Source organism: Phascolarctobacterium succinatutens CAG:287, from assembly GCF_000434895.1.
Classification (GTDB): domain Bacteria; phylum Bacillota; class Negativicutes; order Acidaminococcales; family Acidaminococcaceae; genus Phascolarctobacterium_A; species Phascolarctobacterium_A succinatutens_A.
Genome location: NZ_FR892778.1, coordinates 6,200 through 25,698, shown reverse-complemented (window position 1 = coordinate 25,698; position 19,499 = coordinate 6,200). Strand labels below are relative to the sequence as shown.

Below are 19,499 nucleotides of genomic sequence, written 5' to 3'. Positions count from 1 at the left end.
TTTATTGATGGAACAGGCCAATCTTTTGGTTAATACACATTCGGCAGCAATTATTATTGTTCTGTTGCTTATTGTGTTGGTTGCGTTGGGTATGTGCTTTAGTCTGCAGGGCAGACTGAATAAGCTGCAAAAAAAATATGACTTCTTTACTCAGGGCAAGGAAGCCAACATTGACGTTGTCCTGACAGACACGCTGCAGGAGCTGCGTACGGTGCAGAATGAGCTGGCAGTTTTGCAGGACGAGCATCAGAAGCTGCATGCACAGGTGCAGAACTGTCTGCAGAATATTAAGATTGTGCGTTATGATGCCTTTGACGCTATGGGCGGTGAAATGAGCTATTCGCTGCTGCTTACGGATGCGAATAATAAGGGTATTATTATGACCAGCATTTACGGCAGAGAGGAAAGCCGTTGCTTTGCTAAGGATATCGATAATGGTAAGTCCAGCTATCCGCTGGCAGAGGAAGAGCAAAGACTCTTGTAATTTAAATAATGATAGTGTAAGAAAAATCCCGACAGGCTGCTGTCGGGATTTTTTGCTTTCAATTTTACCATTTAAGTATGGGTTTTTAAGCGCCCTCGAACAGCCTCAGCAGAATAAACATGCTCTCTCCGAAGCAGAGGTAGCGCACCCAGGTGCGGGGATAAACAAAGCCTTCCTCGTCCTCGTCATAGGCACCGCTGATACGGGCGTGAATAGCGAGGGATTCCAGTGCTGCAATCACAAGCAGCAGAAAACCTGGGGTCCAAGTATTGTCGTGCAGCATCAGCCAGATGCAGTATAACAGGAAGAATACATCCAGCAGAAAGTAAATTATAAAAGTGGTGGCACTGCCGTCGATAATAATGACCTGCTTGCGTCCGGGGTTGGCACGGCGCTCATCTAAGATTCGGGAAAAGCGTTGCAGCAGATAGGCGATTCTGCGGGAATGAATGAAATGAAACATGCGCACGCACAAGAAAAATAAAGCAATAAAGTTCATAAATACCTCTCATTCTATAAATAGTCTTGCTTATATTTGTAAAGCAAGTAATTCTTATGCATTATATTATACACTATCTGCAGGCAGAGTGCTATAAAGGCAGCAAGAAGACACAAAAGCTACAAAGTTTGTATGGAAAGCACAAAAATACTAAAACGGCAAACGTGAAAATTGAAAACATAAAAAATGTATCAGTTTATGTGTAAAATTCTCATGTATACAATGAACATGAAAAAATTCGTTGACAAAAGTGTAATACAACGGCTATAATTGGTTACATAAAGTTGCTGGGATAGTGGTTGAATCTGAGAACACTCCCGGTACTGTGTTTTATATTTTATTTTTAAGGGAAAGAAGGACTCAAAATGAAAAAATGGAAGAAATTAGCATCTGCAGCTATGGCTGCTATGATGTGCGCCGCATTGCTCACAGGCTGTGGCGGAGAAAAGAAACAAGCTGATACCGGAGATACTATTAAGGTTGGTGCAGCATTCGAATTAACCGGTAATGTTGCTAACTATGGTAAATCCATTAACGAAGGCTTCAAGCTGGCTGTAGACGAACTTAATAAAAACGGCGGCGTGAACGGTAAAAAAATCAGCGTAGTTGAAAGCGATAACAAATCCGAGCCGGCTGAATCCGGTAATGCTGTAACCAAGCTGATTACCCAGGATAAGGTAGTTGCAATTGTCGGACCTGCAACCAGCGGTTGCGTAAACGCTGCAACTCCTATCACCACTGCAAATAAGATTCCTCATATTGCTCCGGCTGCTACCGCACCGAGCATTACCGTAGAAAACGGCAAGGTAAAGGATTTCGTATTCCGTGCCTGCTTTATCGACCCGTTCCAAGGTCAGGTAATGGCAGTATTTGCCGATAAAACTCTGAAGGTTAAAAACGTAGCTATTTTCTACGATTCCTCCAGTGACTATTCCAAAGGCTTAGCAGAGGTATTCCAAAAAACCTTGGAAGGCAAGGGTGGCAAAATTGTTGCTAAGGAAGCTTTCCTGGGCAAGGACGTTGACTTCAAATCCGCTCTGACTAAACTCAAAGCATCCAATCCGGAAGCAATCTATGTTCCCGGTTACTACGAAGAAGTTTCCAAGATTATCAAACAAGCTCGCGAAATCGGCATCACCTGCCCGATGCTGGGCTCCGATGGCTGGGAAAGCCCGAAGCTTGCTGAAATCGCCGGTAAAGATGCTCTGAAGGGTTGCTACTATGTAAGTGCCTTCAATGCTAAAGACCAAGACAAATCCGTTCAGGACTTCATCAAGAAATTCAAAGAGAAATACCAAAAAGATCCTGATATCTTCGCAATGCAGGGCTACAATGCAGGCCTGATTCTGGCAGATGCTCTGAAACGTGCAGGCTCCACTGATGGCACCAAACTGGCTAAAGCAATTGCTGAAACCAAAGACCTGCCGGTTGCAAGCGGCAAGCTTACCTTTGATGCTAACCACAACCCGGTAATGCCTGCTCTGATTATCGGTCTGGAATCCGGTACTCCGACTCTGGTTGAAAAAATCAGCCTGTAATTGTTAACAAAAAAATAAACATAAAAAATTCTACAAGTAAATATCAGAAAGTACAACAAGACTTCTATTCCATGGGTTATTTATTAAGTTAGACCGGGCGCGTCTACTAGATGCGCCCTCTATAAAAAATATATTTTATTTATTTATTTCTGAGGGGGAATAAACCATGAAAAGAGTAACTAAATTGTTATCTGTACTAGCAGCCGGCGCTGTATTTATGAGCGCGCTGACCGGTTGCGGAGGCGGCTCTAAAGGAGCTGACGGCGATACCATTAAGGTAGGCGGCCTGCTGGAAATGACCGGCGGCAGCGCATCCTTCGGTATTTCCGGTAAAAACGGCATCGACCTGGCACTGAAAAAAATAAATGAAAAAGGTGTGCTGGGCGGCAAAAAACTTTCGTTAGTTGTTGCTGATACCAAATCTGAAGCCTCTGAAGCAACTAACGGTATGCAAAAGCTGATTTCTCAGGATAAGGTTGTAGCAGTAATCGGTCCTAACCAATCCTCTGCTGTAATCGCATCCGGTGCAATCAATAATGGTGCTAAGGTTGTAGATATTACACCTATGGGCACTAACCCGGACGTTACTGTTGATCCTAAAACTAAACAGGTTAAACCCTACAGCTTCCGTACCTGCTTTATTGATCCGTTCCAGGGTACTGTAATGGCAAGCTTTGCTTCTAATGAACTTAAAGTGAAGAGGGCTGCTATCTATATCGATAATACAAGTGACTATGCTAAAGGTCTGGCACAGTTCTTCAAAGAGAACTTTGTTAAAAACGGCGGTCAGGTTGTAATTGAAGAAGCATATCTGCAAAAGGATACCGACTTCAAATCTACTTTGACAAAAATCAAAGCTGCAAAACCTGATTTCATCTACATCCCCGGTTATTACCAGGAGGTTGGCCTGATTGTTAAACAAGCTCGTGAGATGGGCATCAACGTTCCTATGGCAGGTGGCGACGGTTGGGACAGCGCTAAGCTTCCTGAAATTGCCGGCAAAGCTGCTCTGGAAAACACCTTCTTCTCCAGCCTGTATTCTCCGGACGATACCTCTGATCTGAACAAAGAATTCGTAGCTGAATACAAAAAAGCCTACAACACCAACCCGGATGTATTTGCAGCATTGGCATATGATTCCACTCTGCTGGTTGCTAAAGCAATCGAAGATGCAGGCAGTGCCGATCCGGCTAAAATTGCTGAAGCAATGGCTAAGATTAAAGGCTTCAAGGGTGTATCCGGTGAAGTAACCTTTAACGAAGAGCACAACCCGATCAAGAGTGCTGTAATTATCGAACATAAAGATGGCAAACAAACCTTTAAAACTAAAGTTAATCCCTGATAGTTTACATTAGTAGTTAATCTGATTCAATCAACGAGGCTGTTGTTTTGCGTAGCAACAGCCTTTTCCTTTAAGTAAGCGTGTCCCGCTTACACAAATCTTTGAAATCTCTAGGGAGGTAAATTATGGAGACTTTTATCCATCAGTTTTTTCAGCAGCTGATAAATGGTGTATCTCTCGGCAGTATCTACGCATTGATCGCCTTGGGTTATACCATGATCTACGGCATCATTAAGCTGATAAACTTTGCTCATGGCGATATTTATATGTTGGGTGCCTATTTTGGCTTTTTCGCTACTACCCAATTAGGCTTGCCGTTTATCCCGGCAATTCTTTTCTCGATGGCAGGCGCTGCTATCGCAGGTATTATTATTGAACGTGTTGCCTACCGCCCCATGCGTAATGCACCGCGTATCGCAATTTTGATTACTGCAATCGGCGTATCCTTCTTCCTGGAATACAGCATGATTCTGCTGGTTTCTCCGCAGCCGAGAACCTTCCCCGCTGTATTCGGCGCTACAGTATATCATCTTGGACCACTGGTTGCTAACAGTCAGCAGATTGTTATCCTGTTGAGTGCAATTATTTTGATGGCTGTTCTTACCTATATCGTAAACAAAACCAAAGCAGGCAAGGCTATGCGTGCTGTATCCTATGATGCTGACGCTGCAAGGCTGATGGGCATCAACATTGACCGTGTAATTTCCACTACCTTTGCGCTTGGCAGTGCTTTGGCAGCAGCAGGCGGCGTGCTGGTAGGTGTTTACTATAACTCTATTGATCCGCTGATGGGCATGATGCCCGGTCTTAAAGCCTTCGTTGCCGCCGTTCTTGGCGGTATCGGCATTATCCCCGGTGCTATGATCGGCGGTATTATCCTGGGCGTTGTAGAAGCAATGGTCAGCGGCTTTATTTCCTCCACCTTCCGTGATGCGGCAGCATTCGGTATTTTGATTATTATCTTACTTTATAAACCTTCCGGCTTATTAGGCAAGAACGTTCGTGAGAAAGTCTGAGGTGACATGGTATGAATGCAATTAGAAAATTTGATTTAAAAGCCATAGTTGCCTGCGTTATCGTTTTTGGTATCGTACAAGGCCTGCTCTTTGGCGAAATCATCGGTCCCTTCTGGGAGCTGAACATTATACTTATCTGCATCAACATTATTCTTGCAGTCAGCCTGAACCTGATTAACGGCTATACCGGTCAGTTCTCTATCGGTCATGCCGGCTTTATGGCAGTTGGCGCTTATACCAGTGCTATTATGACGGTTAAGCTGGGTATGCCCTTTGAAGCAGGTCTGGTTGTAGCAACCCTGGCCGCCGGCCTGTTGGGCTTTTTGATTGGCTTGCCGACGCTGCGTCTTGATGGTGACTATCTGGCAATCGCCACCTTGGGCTTAGGCGAAATTATCCGTATCTGCATCCTGAACATTGATTATGTCGGCGGTGCATCCGGTTTGATGGGCATTCCCCGTATGACCAATTTCGCGTATACCTTCTGGATTATGATAGCGATTATCTTCTTCATTAAGAACTTTAAAAACTCTTCCTATGGCCGTTGCTGCCTGGCAATCCGTGAAAACGAAATTGCGGCAGATACCATGGGTATCAACACTACTAAATATAAAGTAATGGCTTTCACCTTCGGTGCTGCTTTTGCCGGTACTGCAGGCGCACTCTTCAGCCACTACTTCTTCCTGGCGCATCCTGCGTCCTTCACCTTCATGCGTTCCTTCGATATCCTGACCATGGTTGTTTTAGGCGGTCTTGGTTCTATGACCGGTGCGATTACCGGTGCAACCTTGCTGACCTTCATTTCCGCTTATTTGTCGGATTACCCGGAATGGCGTATGATTATCTATTCTGTTACTATGATTATCCTGATGCTGTACCGTCCGCAAGGCTTGCTTGGCAGCAAGGAATTGAGCTTGAAAATGTTTAAATTAGGAGGTAAGGACAATGGCAGAACTGCTGAAGGTAGATAATGTATCCATGGTTTTCGGCGGCCTGCGTGCCGTTTCCAATCTTTCCATGCATATCGACGAGGGAGAACTGATTGGCCTTATCGGTCCTAACGGCGCCGGCAAGACAACAGCCTTCAACATGATTACCGGTGTATATACACCGACCGAAGGCAAGGTATATTTTAACGGTCAGCAAAGCAGCGGTAAAAAATCTTACCAGGTTACGCAGATGGGCATGGCGCGTACATTCCAAAATATCCGCCTGTTCTCCGAGCTGAGCGTTATCGATAATGTAAAAATTGCTTATAATATGCACGTAACCTATAATCTGGCTGATGCTATCGTCCGTGATGGCAAATATCTCAGTGAAGAAGAATATATTACACAAAAGGCTCTTGATTTGCTGAAAATCTTCCATCTGGAGGAAGAAGCACATGAGGTAGCAAAGAACCTGCCTTATGGCAAGCAGCGTCGTCTGGAAATTGCGCGTGCTCTGGCTACCGAGCCGAAGCTGCTGCTGTTGGATGAGCCTGCTGCCGGCATGAACCCGCAGGAAACCAAAGAGCTGATGGAAATGATTCGCTGGATTCGTAAGGAATTCAATCTTTCCATCCTGCTGATTGAGCATGATATGGGCTTGGTAATGGGTGTCTGCGAGCGTATTTACGTACTGGAATACGGCATGAAGATTGCCGAAGGTACTCCGGAAGAAATTAAACACAACAAGCGCGTTATTGAAGCATACTTGGGCGAGGAGGTTATCAACTGATGTTAACTGTTGAAGATATCAATGTATATTATGGCGCAATTCACGCTATCAAAGGTATCAGCCTCGATGTTCCAGATGGTGAAATCGTAGCGCTGATCGGTTCCAACGGTGCCGGTAAATCTACCACATTGCGCACCATTTCCGGTCTGATGAAACCGAAGACCGGTAAAATCTTATATGAAGGTCATGATATTGCCGGTGTACCGGCGCATAAAATTGTCGGCATGGGCCTGTGCCAGGTTCCTGAGGGCCGTCATGTTTTTGCCAATATGACTGTTCTGGAAAACCTGGAGTTGGGCGCTTATCTGCGTAAGGATAAGGATGGAATTGCCAAGGACATGGATGATGTCTTTAAAAAATTCCCGCGTCTGCTGGAACGTAAGGATCAGCTTTCCGGTACGCTTTCCGGTGGCGAGCAGCAGATGCTGGCTATGGGCCGTGCGCTGATGAGCCGTCCTAAGCTGCTGCTGCTGGACGAGCCTTCTATGGGTCTTGCCCCCTTGCTTGTAAAGGAAATTTTTAATATAATAAAGGAAATCAACGAGAGCGGTACTACCGTTCTGTTGGTTGAACAGAACGCTAATATGGCGTTGTCCATCGCTGATAAGGCATACGTTTTGGAAACAGGACGTATTACTCTGAGCGGCACAGCCAAAGAGCTGGCAAGCAGCGAGGCTGTTCGCAAAGCATACCTTGGCGGCTGATTGATATACGAATTCGTCGGGTTGCTTCATAGCTGCCTTAAAGTGAAAAGGATTATATTAAAATGATTGTGGTCTATAGTCAAAGGAGGTAAAACTCATATGTTAGTAAAAGATATTATGACTGAACCTGTTGTTACCATACGTGAGGATCAATCTATTTTGGAAGCACGCGAAATTATGCGTGGCAAAAGGCTGATAAGCCTGCCGGTTGTAGATGATATGCAGCGTGTACGCGGCATTATTACCAGTGATGATATCGGCAAAGCTTCTCCCAGTGACAGCAGCACCCTTTCCCGTTATGAGGCTAATTATCTGCTGGGACGTCTGAAGGTTAAAGACGTTATGAAACGTAGCGTTATCAGCGTTGAAGCGGATGATACTATCGAATATGTTGCTTACAAACTGTATAAATACAGAGTTAATGCTCTGCCGGTTGTTAATCAGGAGAATAAGCTTTGCGGTATTGTTTCTCGCAGTGATATCTTCCGTTCTATCGTAGAAATTATGGGTATGAACCGCAACTGCCTGCGTATTACTATCGAAGCACCCGATAAAGTTGGTGTTGTTGCGGAAATCTCCAACATTATGAAGGAAGACGGCATTAATATTATTTCTCTGGTTACCAAGCAAAATGGTGATGGTACTGCTGAAGTTACCATTCGTGCCGCTCTCAATAATAATGGTATGGATATCATTGAGCAAATCCGTGAAGCCGGCTATGAGGTCAGCGACGTAATGACTTTGGACGGTATTGAATAATGCTTTCCGGTAAGGATGTTAATGTAGGCGATATCGTCAAAATGAAAAAGGCTCATCCCTGTGGCAGTGATGAGTGGGAAATTACCCGCACGGGTATGGACTTTGGTATGAAATGCTGTGGCTGCGGACATTTTGTCATGCTGGCGCGTACCAAGTTCGAAAAGGCTGCGAAGGCGGTTGTGAAGAGCGCTGAAGCGGAAAAGTAAATAAGCAGATAAAGAGAACGCTTTCTTGCTACCGTCGGGTAGCAGGGGAGCGTTTTTGGGTAGTATGTGAAACTTTTTGCCCGGGGCGGCAAAAAGTATCCAAAAAACGCCCCATGTGACTGCTTCGCCGGATTCCGGCGACTAGATTAGCAGAATTTTTCACGTCGCTAAATTTTGCGAGGTGTGCTTACTGAGTGGTTCGTCAACGCTCCAGCGAAAAATTCCCTGTCGGTCCGTTGCCTGCGAGCTTGCGCGTAACAAAGACGTGCCGGCGAACCCGTCGTCCGTTCCGGTCTGCGCAGCGCGGAGTGTGGCGTTGCAAAAAATAGGCTGAGGACAATAAAAATAAGCTGTTAGCGTGTCTTGTGACGTGCTGGTAGCTTATTTTTCGTTCTGATGTATTTGACTATTGTACCATGGTATAATCATATTCTTGCTCCAATTACGGCTCTGTGATATACTTATTTATATTAGTGTAAAGGAGAGAGTTCTTTGCAGTTACTGATTGATAGTACTAAACTTGAAGCCCTTTTACAACGAAAACAAGATTATATTGGATATAAAAAGCTAGACCAAAGCTGTAACGTTGCTAATGCTTTATTAGTGATGTATGGTGGTTTTTCTGCCTCGCCTGAAACTTCCTTGTGGGCAAAAGTAATAGTTATAATTGTTGGTGGCTTTGGCCTTTATTGGAGTGGGTGCGCAATGGTAAAAGCAATAAAAAATACATATAATGCAGATTTACTGCAGCATGATATCGAAAATCTTAATGAAATTGAGCATCCTTTTTCGCTTATCGCTATTAAAGATACCTTTAATAAATATCCTCACCGTTATCTGCTTTACTATGATAATAGATGGGGGTTGAATCTGTTCCCTAATTATAAAACACAGGTAGTAGAAGAGGAGAATATTGCTAATATAATTAAGCGCCTGAGTACTGATTTACAGATTGCACCAGAGCTGATTTCTGTTGAACGCAAGGGCTTTGAGCTGCGGACAAAATATTCTGTGAGTGATAAGGTGCAAAAGGTTTATGCGCATACTTTATATCAGGCAAATATTAAGAAGCTGCCGAAAAAGCTTCAGGCAGATAGCTTTATGATAGGCGATAGGAAGTATTCTTGGTGGAGTATTGATAAGATGGAAGCTGATGAGGACATCAGGGAACATAATCTCGATGTTGTTGAATTGGTAAAGCATAATATTGTTTGAAAAAATAAGCTGTTAGCGGGTCTTGTGACGTGCTAGCAGCTTATTTTTCTTGATGCGTTTTACGTACTGCGTGAGCGCATATTTGATTTCATAAAGAATTCTTGGCGTGCCAAACATTCCAATCTTTAAGTCTGAAACTTAGTAAATACAAAAGTTTTAGGAAAATAATTCCTAAAACTATATAGAAACGCAAAGTTTTGGGAAGAATATTCCCAAAACTTTTGCAATCAAAAACGAGCAGGCTTTAGCATTTTGACTAAAACCGGCTCGTTTTGTTATATGACGCATTTTACATTTTCAGCTTGCAGAAAACGTACTTGGCAATTCCTGCTTCAATGACAAGCAATAAGGCAACCAGTTCAAAAACCGCGCTGATATTGATACCATGGGCGACAAAGCCTAAAAGTGCGGGACCTAGAATAACACCTGTATAACCTAAACTGGTTACGGAAGTTACCGCAGCGCTGATAGGCATGTCCTTCTGGTATTTTAAGAGCGAATAAAATACAGGGACAATATTGGCACAACCAAGGCCGATGAGAATGAAGGCAAAGGCGTTGAGATACAGGTTATCTAAAACAACTACGAGCGCAAAGCCTGCTGCCGTGACGATGCTGCCGCCGATAACAGCTTTTTGTTCGCCTAAAAACTGTACAGTTTTATCGCCTAAAAGACGCATGATGAGCATAGCAACGGAAAAGATAGCGTAACCTGTGCCTGCCAACGCTATATCCATATGTTTCACTTCGGTGAGCAGTACGCCGCTCCAATCCATAACTGCACCTTCAACAAGGAAGGAAATGCAGGCGAGAATGCCTAAAACGATAACAATGCCGCGTGGGATAGCAAAGGCCTTTTCGCCGCCGGGGCTTTTATAATCCAGTAAGTGGCGGCCGAAAACTGCCAGCAACGCTAAAACAATAGCACAGTGCAATGTGGCGATGAGCGTTACGTTTAAGCCTGAAGATGCCAGTACGCTGAAAAGACCTGCGCTGGCAAAGCAGCCGATACTCCAAAAGGCATGCATACCACTGAGCAGTCTGCGCCCTGCGAGCTTTTCTACAATAACAGCGTTGGTGTTCATGCTGACATCCGTTGCGCCCATGACGGCACCAAAGAATGCAAGCGCAATGGCATAGCTCCAGATGTTTGGCAGGCAAGAAAGCAGCACGGAAATTAGTGCCATCAGCGTTGCACCTGTGATGACGACTTTTTTGCAGCCAAAGCGTTGTACGAGTGCGCCGGCTAAAGGCATAAAGATAAAAGCGCTGATACCGATGCACAGAAGCAAAAGGCCAAGTACATCCGCTTCAAGGTTCAGGCGTGCTTTGACCATAGGAATCATCGGTGCCCAGGTGGAAATGACGAAGCCTGGTAGGAAGAAGGCGACACGCGCTGCATTGATTTCTTTGCTGCCGACAGAAATATTTTGTAAAGTGTTTTCGGGTTTGCTGATTTGCATTGTTAAAAACTCCTTTCGTTACATAAGTAGCTATGAGAGCTTTTATGGGTTGAGTGTTGCCATAATTTATCTAAAAAGCGGGATGAAATTCGTTTGAATCCTATCCCGCTTCAATAGCTTGAGCGCTACAAGTCCTCTGATAAATTATGATGATTTTACCACGAGCATATTTTGTTGTCAACGTGAGGTGTTTAATTGTTGGCTTGGAGTATATTTTGATATGTTTGTAAATTGCTGTTTAGCATAACTTAGCTAGACCGCAAAGCTTTGAAAAATCTTCCAGAATCTTTGTTTGACTGACAGATTAATTTTCGCAAAAAATCAACCCTGTTTTTGTCATAGACTTCTAAAGCATTGTGCTAATGTTCAAAATGTAACAAATAATTCCCTTGTCTTTCATGATTGCCTATGCTATGATTTACTTAAAGCGTTTAGATGATAAAGGGGGAATTATTTTGACTTATGGAATTGCTTTTCTCGTTATTATTTTCCTGGTTTTATTTATTATTGCGGCCAAGACCTGTTATGTAAAGGCACCGCCAAACGTGGCTTATATCATTTCCGGTATTACGAAGAATCCGCGTATCCTTATCGGTATCGGCGGCTTTAAAATTCCACTGCTGGAGCGCGTGGATATGCTATATCTGGGGCAGATGTCCGTAGATATCAAAACCAGCCAAAGCGTTCCGACCAACGATTTTATCAACGTTAAGGTTGATGCTGTTGCCAAGATTATTGTTGATAAGGAAAACGGTATTTATCTGGCAGCGCGCAACTTTTTGAATATGGAGCCGGCAGATATTACGCGCAGCCTGCAGGATTCTCTTGAGGGTAATATGCGTGAGATTATTGGTACGCTGGATTTGAAGAAGATTAATGTTGACCGTGATTCCTTCTCTGACGAAGTGCTGAAGAAGGCTGCTAAGGATATGGAAAAGCTGGGTATCAGCATCTTGAGCTGCAATATCCAGAACGTAGTTGACGATAACGGTCTGATTGTCGATTTGGGTGCAGATAATACGGCGAAAATCCGCAAGGATGCATCTATCAGCAAGGCTGTTGCCGAGCGTGATGTGGCTATTGCCGAGGCTGCGGCCAAGAAAGAGGCTAATGATGCGCAGGTGCATGCTGATTTAGCAATTGCACAGCGTCAGAATGAGCTTTCTATTGCCAAGAGCGAACTGAAGCGTACTGCCGATATTAAAAAGGCAGAGGCAGATGCTGCTTATGCAATTCAACAACAGGAGCAGCAAAAGTCGATTGAGGTGGCAACTGTGAACGCACAGATTGCTAAGGCTGAGCGTGAAGCTGACCTGAAAAAGCAGGAGGTATTGGTAAAAGAGCAAATCCTGGCTGCTACTATTCAGAAGCAGGCTGATGCTGACAAATACAGAGTTGAACAGGATGCTTTGGCTGAGCAGGCCAAAAGGCAGCGTGAAGCAGAAGCGCAAAGATATGCTATGGAGCAGGAGGCTGCCGCTATTAAAGCCAAGGGCGATGCGGAGGCTTATGCTATCAGAGTAAAGGGTGAGGCAGAGGCTGCCGCTATTAAGGCGAAGGGCGAAGCTGAGGCTGCCGCTATGGATAAGAAGGCCGAGGCTATGAAGAAATATGGTCAGGCTGCTATGGCCCAGATGGCGATTGAGGTGCTGCCGCAGGTTGCTAAAGAGGTTGCTGCTCCGCTCAGTAAGGTGGACAAGATTACGCTTTACGGTGAAGGCGGTATGGGCAGTCTTTCCGGCAATGTTCCTTCCGTAATGGCGAAGGTTTTCGATACGGTGAAGAGTGCTACCGGCATTGACCTGCAGGAGATTGCTAAGGGTGAAACCTACGATGCTAAGGTTAATAAGAACATCAGCATTGACGGCAAGCTGCCGGAAATTCCCGTAGAAATCAGCAAGGAAGAATAAACATGAAAATAAGCTGTTAGCATCAGGCATGTTAGCAGCTTATTTTTACAATAACGGAGGAATGTTTTTTGAAGATTCTCGTGAGTGCCTGCTTATTAGGCAAAAACTGTAAGTATAACGGCGGTAATAACTTAAATCAAGGCGTGCTGGAATTTATCGAAGGTCATGAGGTTATCGGCGTTTGTCCGGAGCAGCTGGGAGGCCTCTCTACCCCTCGCTTGCCGGCAGAAATTGTTGCTGGTCTTGTGACAAACAAGGAAGGCGTCAGTGTGGACAATGAATTTCGCAAGGGTGCACAGGAGGCATTGGCAGTTGCTTTGGAGAATAAGGTGGATTTGGCAATCCTGCAATCACGCAGTCCCAGCTGTGGTGTTAAGGAAATTTATGACGGCAGCTTCAGCGGTAAGAAGATAAAAGGGCAGGGCGTGTTCGCCAAGTTACTTTCTGCACGTGGAATTAAGGTGCTTGATGCCGAGGATGTGGCTGAGCATAAATAACAGTACCTGAAAAAGTTGGTTTATAAAAATTAAAAGGCAAGGTCTTAGAAGGTTTGTTTCCTAGGTCTTGCCTTTTTTTGTGCTTTATTTTTTATATTTTCTTATTGCCGCACCAATGAGCTTCGCTGTCTGCGACAGCTCCGCTTCGGTGTGCGTTGCCATGAGGGCAACACGCAGGCGCGCAGTACCCTTTGCTACCGTCGGATAGCGGATAGCGGGGGCGAGCACGCCGTTTACCAGCAGCTCATCTGCAACCTGCAAAGCGGACTTCTCATCGCCGATGATAATAGGAATGATGGCGGTGGGAGAGTAGGCTTCTACGCCTTCAGCGTGCAATGCGTTTAAGAAAAACTCAACGTTTTGCTGCAGATTTTGCGCACGTTGCGGTTCTTCCTCCAGTACCTCAATTGCTCGCAGCGCAGCGGCGAGCGTTGCAGGAGTCTGCGAGGTGGCGAAGATAAAGCTGCGAGCTTTATTTTTGAGATATTCGATAATCACCTTGCTGGCACAGGCGTAACCACCTTCGGCGCCGAGTGCTTTGCTGAGCGTACCCATGAGAATATCCGGGCGGACAGTGTTGCCGAAATGTTCAACGGTGCCATGGCCTGTTTTGCCGATAACGCCGGTGGCATGTGCTTCGTCAATCATCGTGAGCAGATGATATTTTTTGCCGAGTGCGACGAGTGCAGGCAGGTCGACGATATCACCGTCCATGCTGAAAACCGCGTCACTGACAATCAAACCTCTGCTGCAGGGAGTAGCAAGAATTTTCGCTTCCAGGTCCTGCATATCATTGTGCTTATAGACAACGATGCGCGCTTTGGAAAGACGGGCGCCGTCGATGATGCTGGCGTGATTATATTCATCGCTGAAGATAACGCTTTCGCTGTTGCAGAGGGCGGAAATAATGCCTACGTTGGCCATGTAGCCGGTGTTGAAGACCAGTGCTGCTTCCGTACCCTTGAACTGCGCCAGCTTGCTTTCGAGCGCTTCATGCAGAGCGGTATTGCCGGTAGTCAGACGGCTGCCGCCGCTGCCTGCACCCCATTGAAGCGCAGCTTCGGCAGCGGCCTGTTTAACACGGGCATCTGCTGCCAAATCAAGATAGCTGTTGGAGGCAAGCATTAAAACCTTGCGTCCCTGCATTTCAACGTATTTACTTTGCTCGCTGTCCATAGTACGCAGGGAGCGGTAAAGATTCTGCTCTTTAAGCTGCTTTAATTCGTCAGCAAAAATCTGCTCCGGATTGGGATTAGCAGGCTTTTCAACGGGCAGTCCGCGTACAAGCACACGTTGTTTTTCCAGGTAATAGATAGCATCCTCGGCCTTAGCCTTGGTGCTGTCAAAAATGAAGACGCGGCCGCCATGCGGATTGCCCATTTCCTTCATCGGCATGAGGCGTACATATCCATGCTTTAAGGATGCAAGGTAGCCTACGAGGTAATCGGGATCATCGGAAAGACACAGCTCGGCGATGATGCCGGGGGCGTTAACAACCTTGGTGGCCAATACGATGGCTTCGCGGAAATGGTTTTTACCGCTGCAGTTGCTCGCTGCTCCTTCGGCATCCATATAGGTTACGCGGATGCCGCGCTCGTGGTCGGGTTCAAGTCTGGAGTTTGTGGCGACGTCATAGAGAACTGCACCGCGCATAGGATGGTTGTGACGCAGAAGGTCGATTAATGCATCTGCCTTGGCTTCCAATCCCAGCTCGCAGAGCATTTCCTTCATGATTTTATAGGTTTCTTCTACTGTGTCGGCAGGACGTTTGCTGACAAGCAGAGCGTCGAGGTATTGCAGCTTTTTCGGTGCGACTTCTTCCATTTTGACGTTGATGAAGTCGGCGCGGCCGAGGCCGTGATGCAGAGCGCGCTCGGTGAGGGCGCTGACAGCGCTGCCGATATCGGCATGCGGGATAATGCGTTCTGCGCCGCTGACGTGCAAATCGCCTTTGGATGCGCGCATTTTGATACTGTATAAAGGCATAGGGAAATCTCCTTTTGTATTTTGAATTCGGTGTTAAAATTTGCCCCCTTTCGCCTCACTATGTTCGGCACCTTCCCCAAAGGGGCAGGCAAGAATCTGCAATCGGAATTTCTTGGTTCCCCCTTGGGGGAACTGTCGAGCGTCAGCGAGACTAAAGGGGGCTTCTCTAAACTTATTTATCAGCCTCTGAGCAAAGCAACCTTGGTAAGCAGCTGTTTTGCGGGCTTATAGAATGCACCGGCGGCAACTGCGGTAAAAATCATACCGGGGAAGGCTGCGGCGGTGAGTACCATCCAGTTTACACCGGTAACCTGCCACAGTACGAGGCGGGCAGCGAAGGTTCCGAGCGGTCCGCTGACAGCAACGGTAAGCAGGTTGGTTCCGAGCAGGGCCATGGTGCCACCGGCTACAACGCGGAATACCATCTGTACAAGTACGTTGATGATGTTGTGCATCCCGAGCATCATTCCCAACATGCTTGCAAGGATACCTGCGATAATGTAGCGTTTAAAGCCGAAGCAGGCACAGATGAGTACGGCGATTGGTGCTGATAACTGGAATTCGCCACCGGCAATTGGCGAAGGGATTTTAAAAGAACCTGAAATCAGAATCAAGACACCTAATAAAGCGATAGTAGTCAGCTCTTTCATACTCAAATCTTTCATTTATTTGCTCCTTACTTTAAAACCTCATCCATAGACTGTTTAGCCAGTGCTATAGCTTTATCTAAATCTTTATTTTCGATATTCAGCGGCGGGTTGAAGTAGATGACATTACCCAAAGGACGCAGCAGTAGACCGTGGGTAAGTGCTTTTTTATAGATTTCGTAGCATATACGCAGGTCACCGTCGAAGCCGATTTTCTTATCCTTATCGGTAACAAGCTCCATAGCGTTAATCAGGCCGATATGACGGATTTCACCGATGTTCTTATGAGCACCGAAGGTATCCATGAGGGCATTGTGGAAGTAGGTTGCTTTTTCCGCAGCATGCTCGAGAATTTTTTCTTCCTTCATAATCTTGAGTACAGCGAGGGCGGTTGCGCAACCGATAGGGTTGCCGGCATAGGTGTGGCTGTGCATGAATTGCTTGCCTTTGTTGTAATCGTCATAGAAGGCATCGTAAATTTTATCGGTGGTGCAGACAATAGCCATCGGCAGGTAACCGCCGGGGAGAGCCGACCGGGGGCCCCCCGCCGGTGAGAGCCTTACTGATGGTCATGATATCCGGGGTGATACCGGCATGGTTGCAGGCGAACATTTTGCCGGTTCTGCCGAAGCCGGTAGCAATTTCGTCGGCAATCAAAAGTACGCCGTATTCATCACAGAGCTTACGCAGCTTTTGCAGGTAGAGAGGCGGATAGATACGCATGCCTGCGCAGCCTTGAACGATAGGCTCAACGATGATAGCAGCGGTTTCTTTGGCATACTTAGCAAATGCTTCTTCAGCAAATTTGAAGCATTCGCATTGGCAATGCTCGCGGTCTTTAGCAAACGGGCAGCGGTAGCAATCAGGTGCCTTTACATGAATGTTGTTCATCATCATGGGCTTGTACATTTGTGCGAACAGGTCCATGCTGCCTACGGAAAGAGCGCCAATGGTTTCGCCGTGATAGCCTTCGCTGAGGCACATGAAGCGTTGTTTTTCCGGATGACCGGTCTGCAGCTGATATTGGAAAGCAATCTTCAGTGCAATTTCTACGGAAGAGGAGCCGTTATCGGCAAAGTTGAATTTGTTCAGGCCTTTTGGGAGAACTTCGGTAAGCTCTTCGCACAGCTTGATAGCAGGCTCGTGGGTAAAGTTAACGAAGATAACGTGCTCTAATTGTTCAATCTGCTCTTTGATGGCAACGTTGATTTTGGGATTGCAGTGACCTAAAAGGTTGCACCACCAGCTGCTGATGATATCGAGATATTCGGTACCGTCGGCTGCGTAGAGGTAGGGGCCTTTAGCGTGGTCAACGATGATAGGACGTAAGGTTTCGTAGTCCTTCATTTGGGAACAAGGATGCCAGATATGGGCTAAATCTCTTTTTTGTAAATCTGCTACTCTATCGTTCATTTTTTCTTCCTCCTGAGTTTTGTGTCATTATTATTTATTCCCCCTTCCGCTTCACGTTGTTCGGCACCTTCCCCGCAGGGGCAGGCAAGAGCGTGTAATTGAGACTTTCTTGGTTCCCCCTCGGGGGAACTGTCGAGCTTTAGCGAGACTAAAGGGGGTTGTTAATTTTTATTTGTATAATCCTTTGAGTACTTCTACATCAATATCCAGTTCGCTGGCGTTCGGCGGTACGCAGGCAAGTACGGGGACCGCTGTAATTTCTTCCATCATACGCTTGTTGTCGGCCTGCATGAAGTTACTGCCGTCATAGTTGTTAAGGATGATGCCGCGGACGGGAATGTTTTTTTGCTTGAGGTAGGAGATGGTCAGTACGCAGTTATTGATGGAACCGAGAGCTGCGTTGGAGATGACCAGTACGCCTAAATCAAGCTTTTTGATGATGTCCTCGAGCAGGATGTGCTCTTCATCCCAACGGATGGGGCAGATGATGCCACCGCTGCCTTCCATGGTAACGTAATCATATTTGGCAAGGGAAGCTTGATAATCAGCTTCAATCTTTTCCATTTCTACAGGATTGCCCTCGCGCAGTGCTGCCAGATGCGGAGAAACTGCTTCCTTATAAATGTAGGAAACAAGATTTTCCGGTTTTTCCGGGATGTTGACAGTTTTGGCAACAAAGGCTGCGTCACCCGGCAACCAGGTGCCGTCAGGCTGTTCTTCGGCGCCGCTCAGTGCTGCTTTGTAGTAGCCTGCGTTGACACCTGCATCACGCAAGCGTTTAACGAGCAGGCCGGTAACGTATGTTTTACCGATATCAGTTCCGATTGCTGTAATGAAAAGACCTTTACTCATAATATTCACCTTCGTAATTTATTTTGGTTAACTTAAGATTCTATACGGTTAACTTTAGTATAGCTTAAGTATACGCTGTGAAAATTTTGATGTCAACCTAGTAAAGTAGTATGGTTAACCATGAGGGCTGTGCATAAAAAAAGACTGACAGCTATATTTTGTGGTTATAGCTGTCAGTCTATGCTTATCTTGTGGTTAATGTTGTTTATATTAGAATAGGTAGAAAAAATTATTTTTTTGCTGCTGCATTTTTACGGATTTCGGTTACAGGGATGCCGCCGATGCCCCAGTTATCTGTATCAACCTCGTCGATGGTGACAACAGTGGTGGATTTGTTTTTGCCTAAAACGTCGTGCAGAAGATTGGTCGCGCCTTCGATGAGAGCGCGCTTCTGCTCCGGGGTAACGTTACCTTCTTTGGTGATTTTGATGTTTACATAGGGCATGCTGATGACCTCCTTGCATTTTTCTTTCATTATAGCATATTTTGCTTGCAAACTGCGCGGTTCTATGCTATTATAAGTGCGGTAAAATTTACTGATGCACAGTAGCATTTAGGATGAGCTGGAGCAGTTAACAGTAAAGCTTACTTCTGAAAAATTTTAAGTCAATACTCGCTTGGATCTATAAGACCGGGACGAAGACGCAAACAGGCTAACTATGCGCATTCCGTACCGGAATGCGCTTTTTTATATGCTTTGGCATTAATCGGCAATTCCGTAGCCTTGAATTTGCACAGCGTCTCCAGTGGTCAGAAGGGAGGGCAATCTTGAAGGTTGGTATTATTGGCGGTGGACGCGTTGGCAGCCGTTTGGCTGCAAGCTTGCGTGAAGCGGGCGTGCTGGCCGGCATTACGGCTGCATCCGAGCAGCACAGTGCACAGCTGGCGCAGCAGTTTGGCGTACCGGTGACGGATAACGCGAAGCTGTGGCAGGCAGCGGACGTGCTGCTGCTTACCGTACCGGATCGTTTAATTGGTACGGTAGCAGAGGAGCTGGCGCAAAGCTTGACGCCTGCAGCTAAGGTTGTGTTGCATGTGAGCGGCAGTGTGGGACTGGAGCCGTTGGCTCCGCTTACGCAGTTGGGAGCACACGTAGGCAGCCTGCATCCGCTGCAGAGCTTTGCCGGCGGCAATACACAGCTTGCAGGTGTGTATATGGCGTTGGACGGTGACAGCGAAGCGCAGGACGCAGGCAAAAAGCTCGTAGAGCTTTTTGGCGGGAAAGCAGGTTACGTTTCTTCTGTAAAAAC

19 protein-coding genes and 1 pseudogene are annotated in these 19,499 nt (G+C 46.1%); 13 read left to right on the top strand and 7 right to left on the bottom strand.

Features of this window, described 5'->3' with window-relative positions; translation table 11 throughout:
• Positions 1 to 7 precede the first annotated feature (7 nt).
• Positions 8 to 484 carry a DUF4446 family protein gene (locus BN587_RS03955; RefSeq protein WP_021719851.1) on the top strand — a complete coding sequence of 159 codons (477 nt, stop codon included), beginning with the start codon at positions 8 to 10 and terminating at the stop codon, positions 482 to 484.
• Positions 485 to 569: 85 nt separating this feature from the next.
• On the opposite strand, the gene BN587_RS03950 is transcribed toward BN587_RS03955, so the two are convergent.
• Positions 570 to 983, bottom strand: a complete 414-nt coding sequence (locus BN587_RS03950) for a hypothetical protein (RefSeq protein WP_021719850.1) — start codon at positions 981 to 983, stop codon at positions 570 to 572.
• 365 nt (positions 984 to 1,348) lie between these two features.
• Here BN587_RS03950 and BN587_RS03945 point away from each other — a divergent pair, with 365 nt between their 5' ends.
• The 9 genes from BN587_RS03945 to BN587_RS03905 all read left to right on the top strand — a co-directional run bounded on the left by BN587_RS03945 (position 1,349) and on the right by BN587_RS03905 (position 9,482).
• The gene (locus BN587_RS03945) at positions 1,349 to 2,521 is read left to right on the top strand and encodes an ABC transporter substrate-binding protein (RefSeq protein WP_021719849.1); all 1,173 of its coding nucleotides are present in this window, start codon (positions 1,349 to 1,351) and stop codon (positions 2,519 to 2,521) included.
• Positions 2,522 to 2,687: 166 nt separating this feature from the next.
• Complete coding sequence (locus BN587_RS03940) at positions 2,688 to 3,863, top strand: ABC transporter substrate-binding protein (protein WP_021719848.1); 1,176 nt, start codon at positions 2,688 to 2,690, stop codon at positions 3,861 to 3,863.
• Positions 3,864 to 3,988: 125 nt separating this feature from the next.
• The gene (locus BN587_RS03935) at positions 3,989 to 4,879 is read left to right on the top strand and encodes a branched-chain amino acid ABC transporter permease (RefSeq protein ID WP_021719847.1); all 891 of its coding nucleotides are present in this window, start codon (positions 3,989 to 3,991) and stop codon (positions 4,877 to 4,879) included.
• An 11-nt stretch (positions 4,880 to 4,890) separates the two neighbouring features.
• Positions 4,891 to 5,850 (top strand): branched-chain amino acid ABC transporter permease, encoded by a 960-nt coding sequence (locus BN587_RS03930; protein WP_021719846.1) that lies wholly within the window; start codon positions 4,891 to 4,893, stop codon positions 5,848 to 5,850.
• Positions 5,825 to 6,598, top strand: a complete 774-nt coding sequence (locus BN587_RS03925; RefSeq protein WP_021719845.1) for an ABC transporter ATP-binding protein — start codon at positions 5,825 to 5,827, stop codon at positions 6,596 to 6,598. The genes BN587_RS03930 and BN587_RS03925 overlap by 26 nt, the downstream gene beginning before the upstream one ends.
• Complete coding sequence (locus tag BN587_RS03920) at positions 6,598 to 7,302, top strand: ABC transporter ATP-binding protein (RefSeq protein WP_009145532.1); 705 nt, start codon at positions 6,598 to 6,600, stop codon at positions 7,300 to 7,302. Before BN587_RS03925 ends, BN587_RS03920 begins: the two co-directional genes overlap by 1 nt.
• Before the next feature lie 99 nt (positions 7,303 to 7,401).
• Positions 7,402 to 8,061 carry a CBS domain-containing protein gene (locus BN587_RS03915; protein WP_021719844.1) on the top strand — a complete coding sequence of 220 codons (660 nt, stop codon included), beginning with the start codon at positions 7,402 to 7,404 and terminating at the stop codon, positions 8,059 to 8,061.
• The gene (locus tag BN587_RS03910; RefSeq protein ID WP_021719843.1) at positions 8,061 to 8,267 is read left to right on the top strand and encodes a DUF951 domain-containing protein; all 207 of its coding nucleotides are present in this window, start codon (positions 8,061 to 8,063) and stop codon (positions 8,265 to 8,267) included. Before BN587_RS03915 ends, BN587_RS03910 begins: the two co-directional genes overlap by 1 nt.
• 492 nt (positions 8,268 to 8,759) lie before the next feature.
• Positions 8,760 to 9,482 (top strand): hypothetical protein, encoded by a 723-nt coding sequence (locus BN587_RS03905; RefSeq protein WP_021719842.1) that lies wholly within the window; start codon positions 8,760 to 8,762, stop codon positions 9,480 to 9,482.
• A gap of 289 nt (positions 9,483 to 9,771) precedes the next feature.
• Here the strand turns inward: BN587_RS03905 and BN587_RS03900 are convergent, their stop codons facing one another.
• A complete protein-coding gene (locus BN587_RS03900; RefSeq protein WP_021719841.1) occupies positions 9,772 to 10,944 on the bottom strand; it encodes an MFS transporter in 1,173 nt (390 codons plus the stop codon).
• 413 nt (positions 10,945 to 11,357) lie between these two features.
• On the opposite strand from BN587_RS03900, the gene BN587_RS03895 reads away from it, so the two are divergent.
• Together BN587_RS03895 and BN587_RS03890 are read left to right on the top strand one after the other, a co-directional pair.
• Positions 11,358 to 12,854, top strand: a complete 1,497-nt coding sequence (locus tag BN587_RS03895) for a flotillin family protein (protein WP_044484192.1) — start codon at positions 11,358 to 11,360, stop codon at positions 12,852 to 12,854.
• Between the two features lie 68 nt (positions 12,855 to 12,922).
• Entirely contained in the window at positions 12,923 to 13,351 is a 429-nt protein-coding gene (locus BN587_RS03890) for a DUF523 domain-containing protein (RefSeq protein ID WP_021719839.1), read from the top strand.
• A gap of 84 nt (positions 13,352 to 13,435) precedes the next feature.
• On the opposite strand, the gene bioF is transcribed toward BN587_RS03890, so the two are convergent.
• The 5 genes and pseudogenes from bioF to BN587_RS03865 form a co-directional block, all read right to left on the bottom strand.
• Positions 13,436 to 15,337 (bottom strand): 8-amino-7-oxononanoate synthase, encoded by a 1,902-nt coding sequence (bioF, locus tag BN587_RS03885; protein ID WP_021719838.1) that lies wholly within the window; start codon positions 15,335 to 15,337, stop codon positions 13,436 to 13,438.
• A 179-nt stretch (positions 15,338 to 15,516) separates the two neighbouring features.
• Positions 15,517 to 16,002 carry a hypothetical protein gene (locus BN587_RS03880; protein WP_009145837.1) on the bottom strand — a complete coding sequence of 162 codons (486 nt, stop codon included), beginning with the start codon at positions 16,000 to 16,002 and terminating at the stop codon, positions 15,517 to 15,519.
• A gap of 11 nt (positions 16,003 to 16,013) precedes the next feature.
• Positions 16,014 to 17,397: pseudogene (bioA, locus tag BN587_RS03875) on the bottom strand (adenosylmethionine--8-amino-7-oxononanoate transaminase).
• Positions 17,398 to 17,565: 168 nt separating this feature from the next.
• The gene (gene bioD / locus BN587_RS03870; RefSeq protein WP_021719835.1) at positions 17,566 to 18,249 is read right to left on the bottom strand and encodes a dethiobiotin synthase; all 684 of its coding nucleotides are present in this window, start codon (positions 18,247 to 18,249) and stop codon (positions 17,566 to 17,568) included.
• 229 nt (positions 18,250 to 18,478) lie between these two features.
• On the bottom strand, positions 18,479 to 18,694 hold the full coding sequence (locus tag BN587_RS03865) for a tautomerase family protein (RefSeq protein WP_021719834.1): 216 nt from the start codon (positions 18,692 to 18,694) through the stop codon (positions 18,479 to 18,481).
• A gap of 323 nt (positions 18,695 to 19,017) precedes the next feature.
• Between BN587_RS03865 and BN587_RS11345 the strand changes: the two genes are divergently transcribed.
• A partial coding sequence (locus BN587_RS11345) for an NAD(P)-binding domain-containing protein (protein ID WP_303684827.1) occupies positions 19,018 to 19,499 on the top strand: 482 nt, incomplete at its 3' end.

Coding starts and splice junctions, on each gene's coding strand:
- BN587_RS03900 (WP_021719841.1), bottom strand. CDS start 10,944: ATGCAAATCAGCAAACCCGAAAACACTTTACAAAATATTTCTGTCGGC.
- BN587_RS03910 (WP_021719843.1), top strand. CDS start 8,061: ATGCTTTCCGGTAAGGATGTTAATGTAGGCGATATCGTCAAAATGAAA.
- BN587_RS03915 (WP_021719844.1), top strand. CDS start 7,402: ATGTTAGTAAAAGATATTATGACTGAACCTGTTGTTACCATACGTGAG.
- BN587_RS03950 (WP_021719850.1), bottom strand. CDS start 983: ATGAACTTTATTGCTTTATTTTTCTTGTGCGTGCGCATGTTTCATTTC.
- BN587_RS03925 (WP_021719845.1), top strand. CDS start 5,825: ATGGCAGAACTGCTGAAGGTAGATAATGTATCCATGGTTTTCGGCGGC.
- BN587_RS03920 (WP_009145532.1), top strand. CDS start 6,598: ATGTTAACTGTTGAAGATATCAATGTATATTATGGCGCAATTCACGCT.
- bioD (WP_021719835.1), bottom strand. CDS start 18,249: ATGAGTAAAGGTCTTTTCATTACAGCAATCGGAACTGATATCGGTAAA.
- BN587_RS03865 (WP_021719834.1), bottom strand. CDS start 18,694: ATGCCCTATGTAAACATCAAAATCACCAAAGAAGGTAACGTTACCCCG.
- BN587_RS03940 (WP_021719848.1), top strand. CDS start 2,688: ATGAAAAGAGTAACTAAATTGTTATCTGTACTAGCAGCCGGCGCTGTA.
- BN587_RS03935 (WP_021719847.1), top strand. CDS start 3,989: ATGGAGACTTTTATCCATCAGTTTTTTCAGCAGCTGATAAATGGTGTA.
- BN587_RS03880 (WP_009145837.1), bottom strand. CDS start 16,002: ATGAAAGATTTGAGTATGAAAGAGCTGACTACTATCGCTTTATTAGGT.
- BN587_RS03895 (WP_044484192.1), top strand. CDS start 11,358: ATGATTTACTTAAAGCGTTTAGATGATAAAGGGGGAATTATTTTGACT.
- bioF (WP_021719838.1), bottom strand. CDS start 15,337: ATGCCTTTATACAGTATCAAAATGCGCGCATCCAAAGGCGATTTGCAC.
- BN587_RS03945 (WP_021719849.1), top strand. CDS start 1,349: ATGAAAAAATGGAAGAAATTAGCATCTGCAGCTATGGCTGCTATGATG.
- BN587_RS03955 (WP_021719851.1), top strand. CDS start 8: ATGGAACAGGCCAATCTTTTGGTTAATACACATTCGGCAGCAATTATT.
- BN587_RS03930 (WP_021719846.1), top strand. CDS start 4,891: ATGAATGCAATTAGAAAATTTGATTTAAAAGCCATAGTTGCCTGCGTT.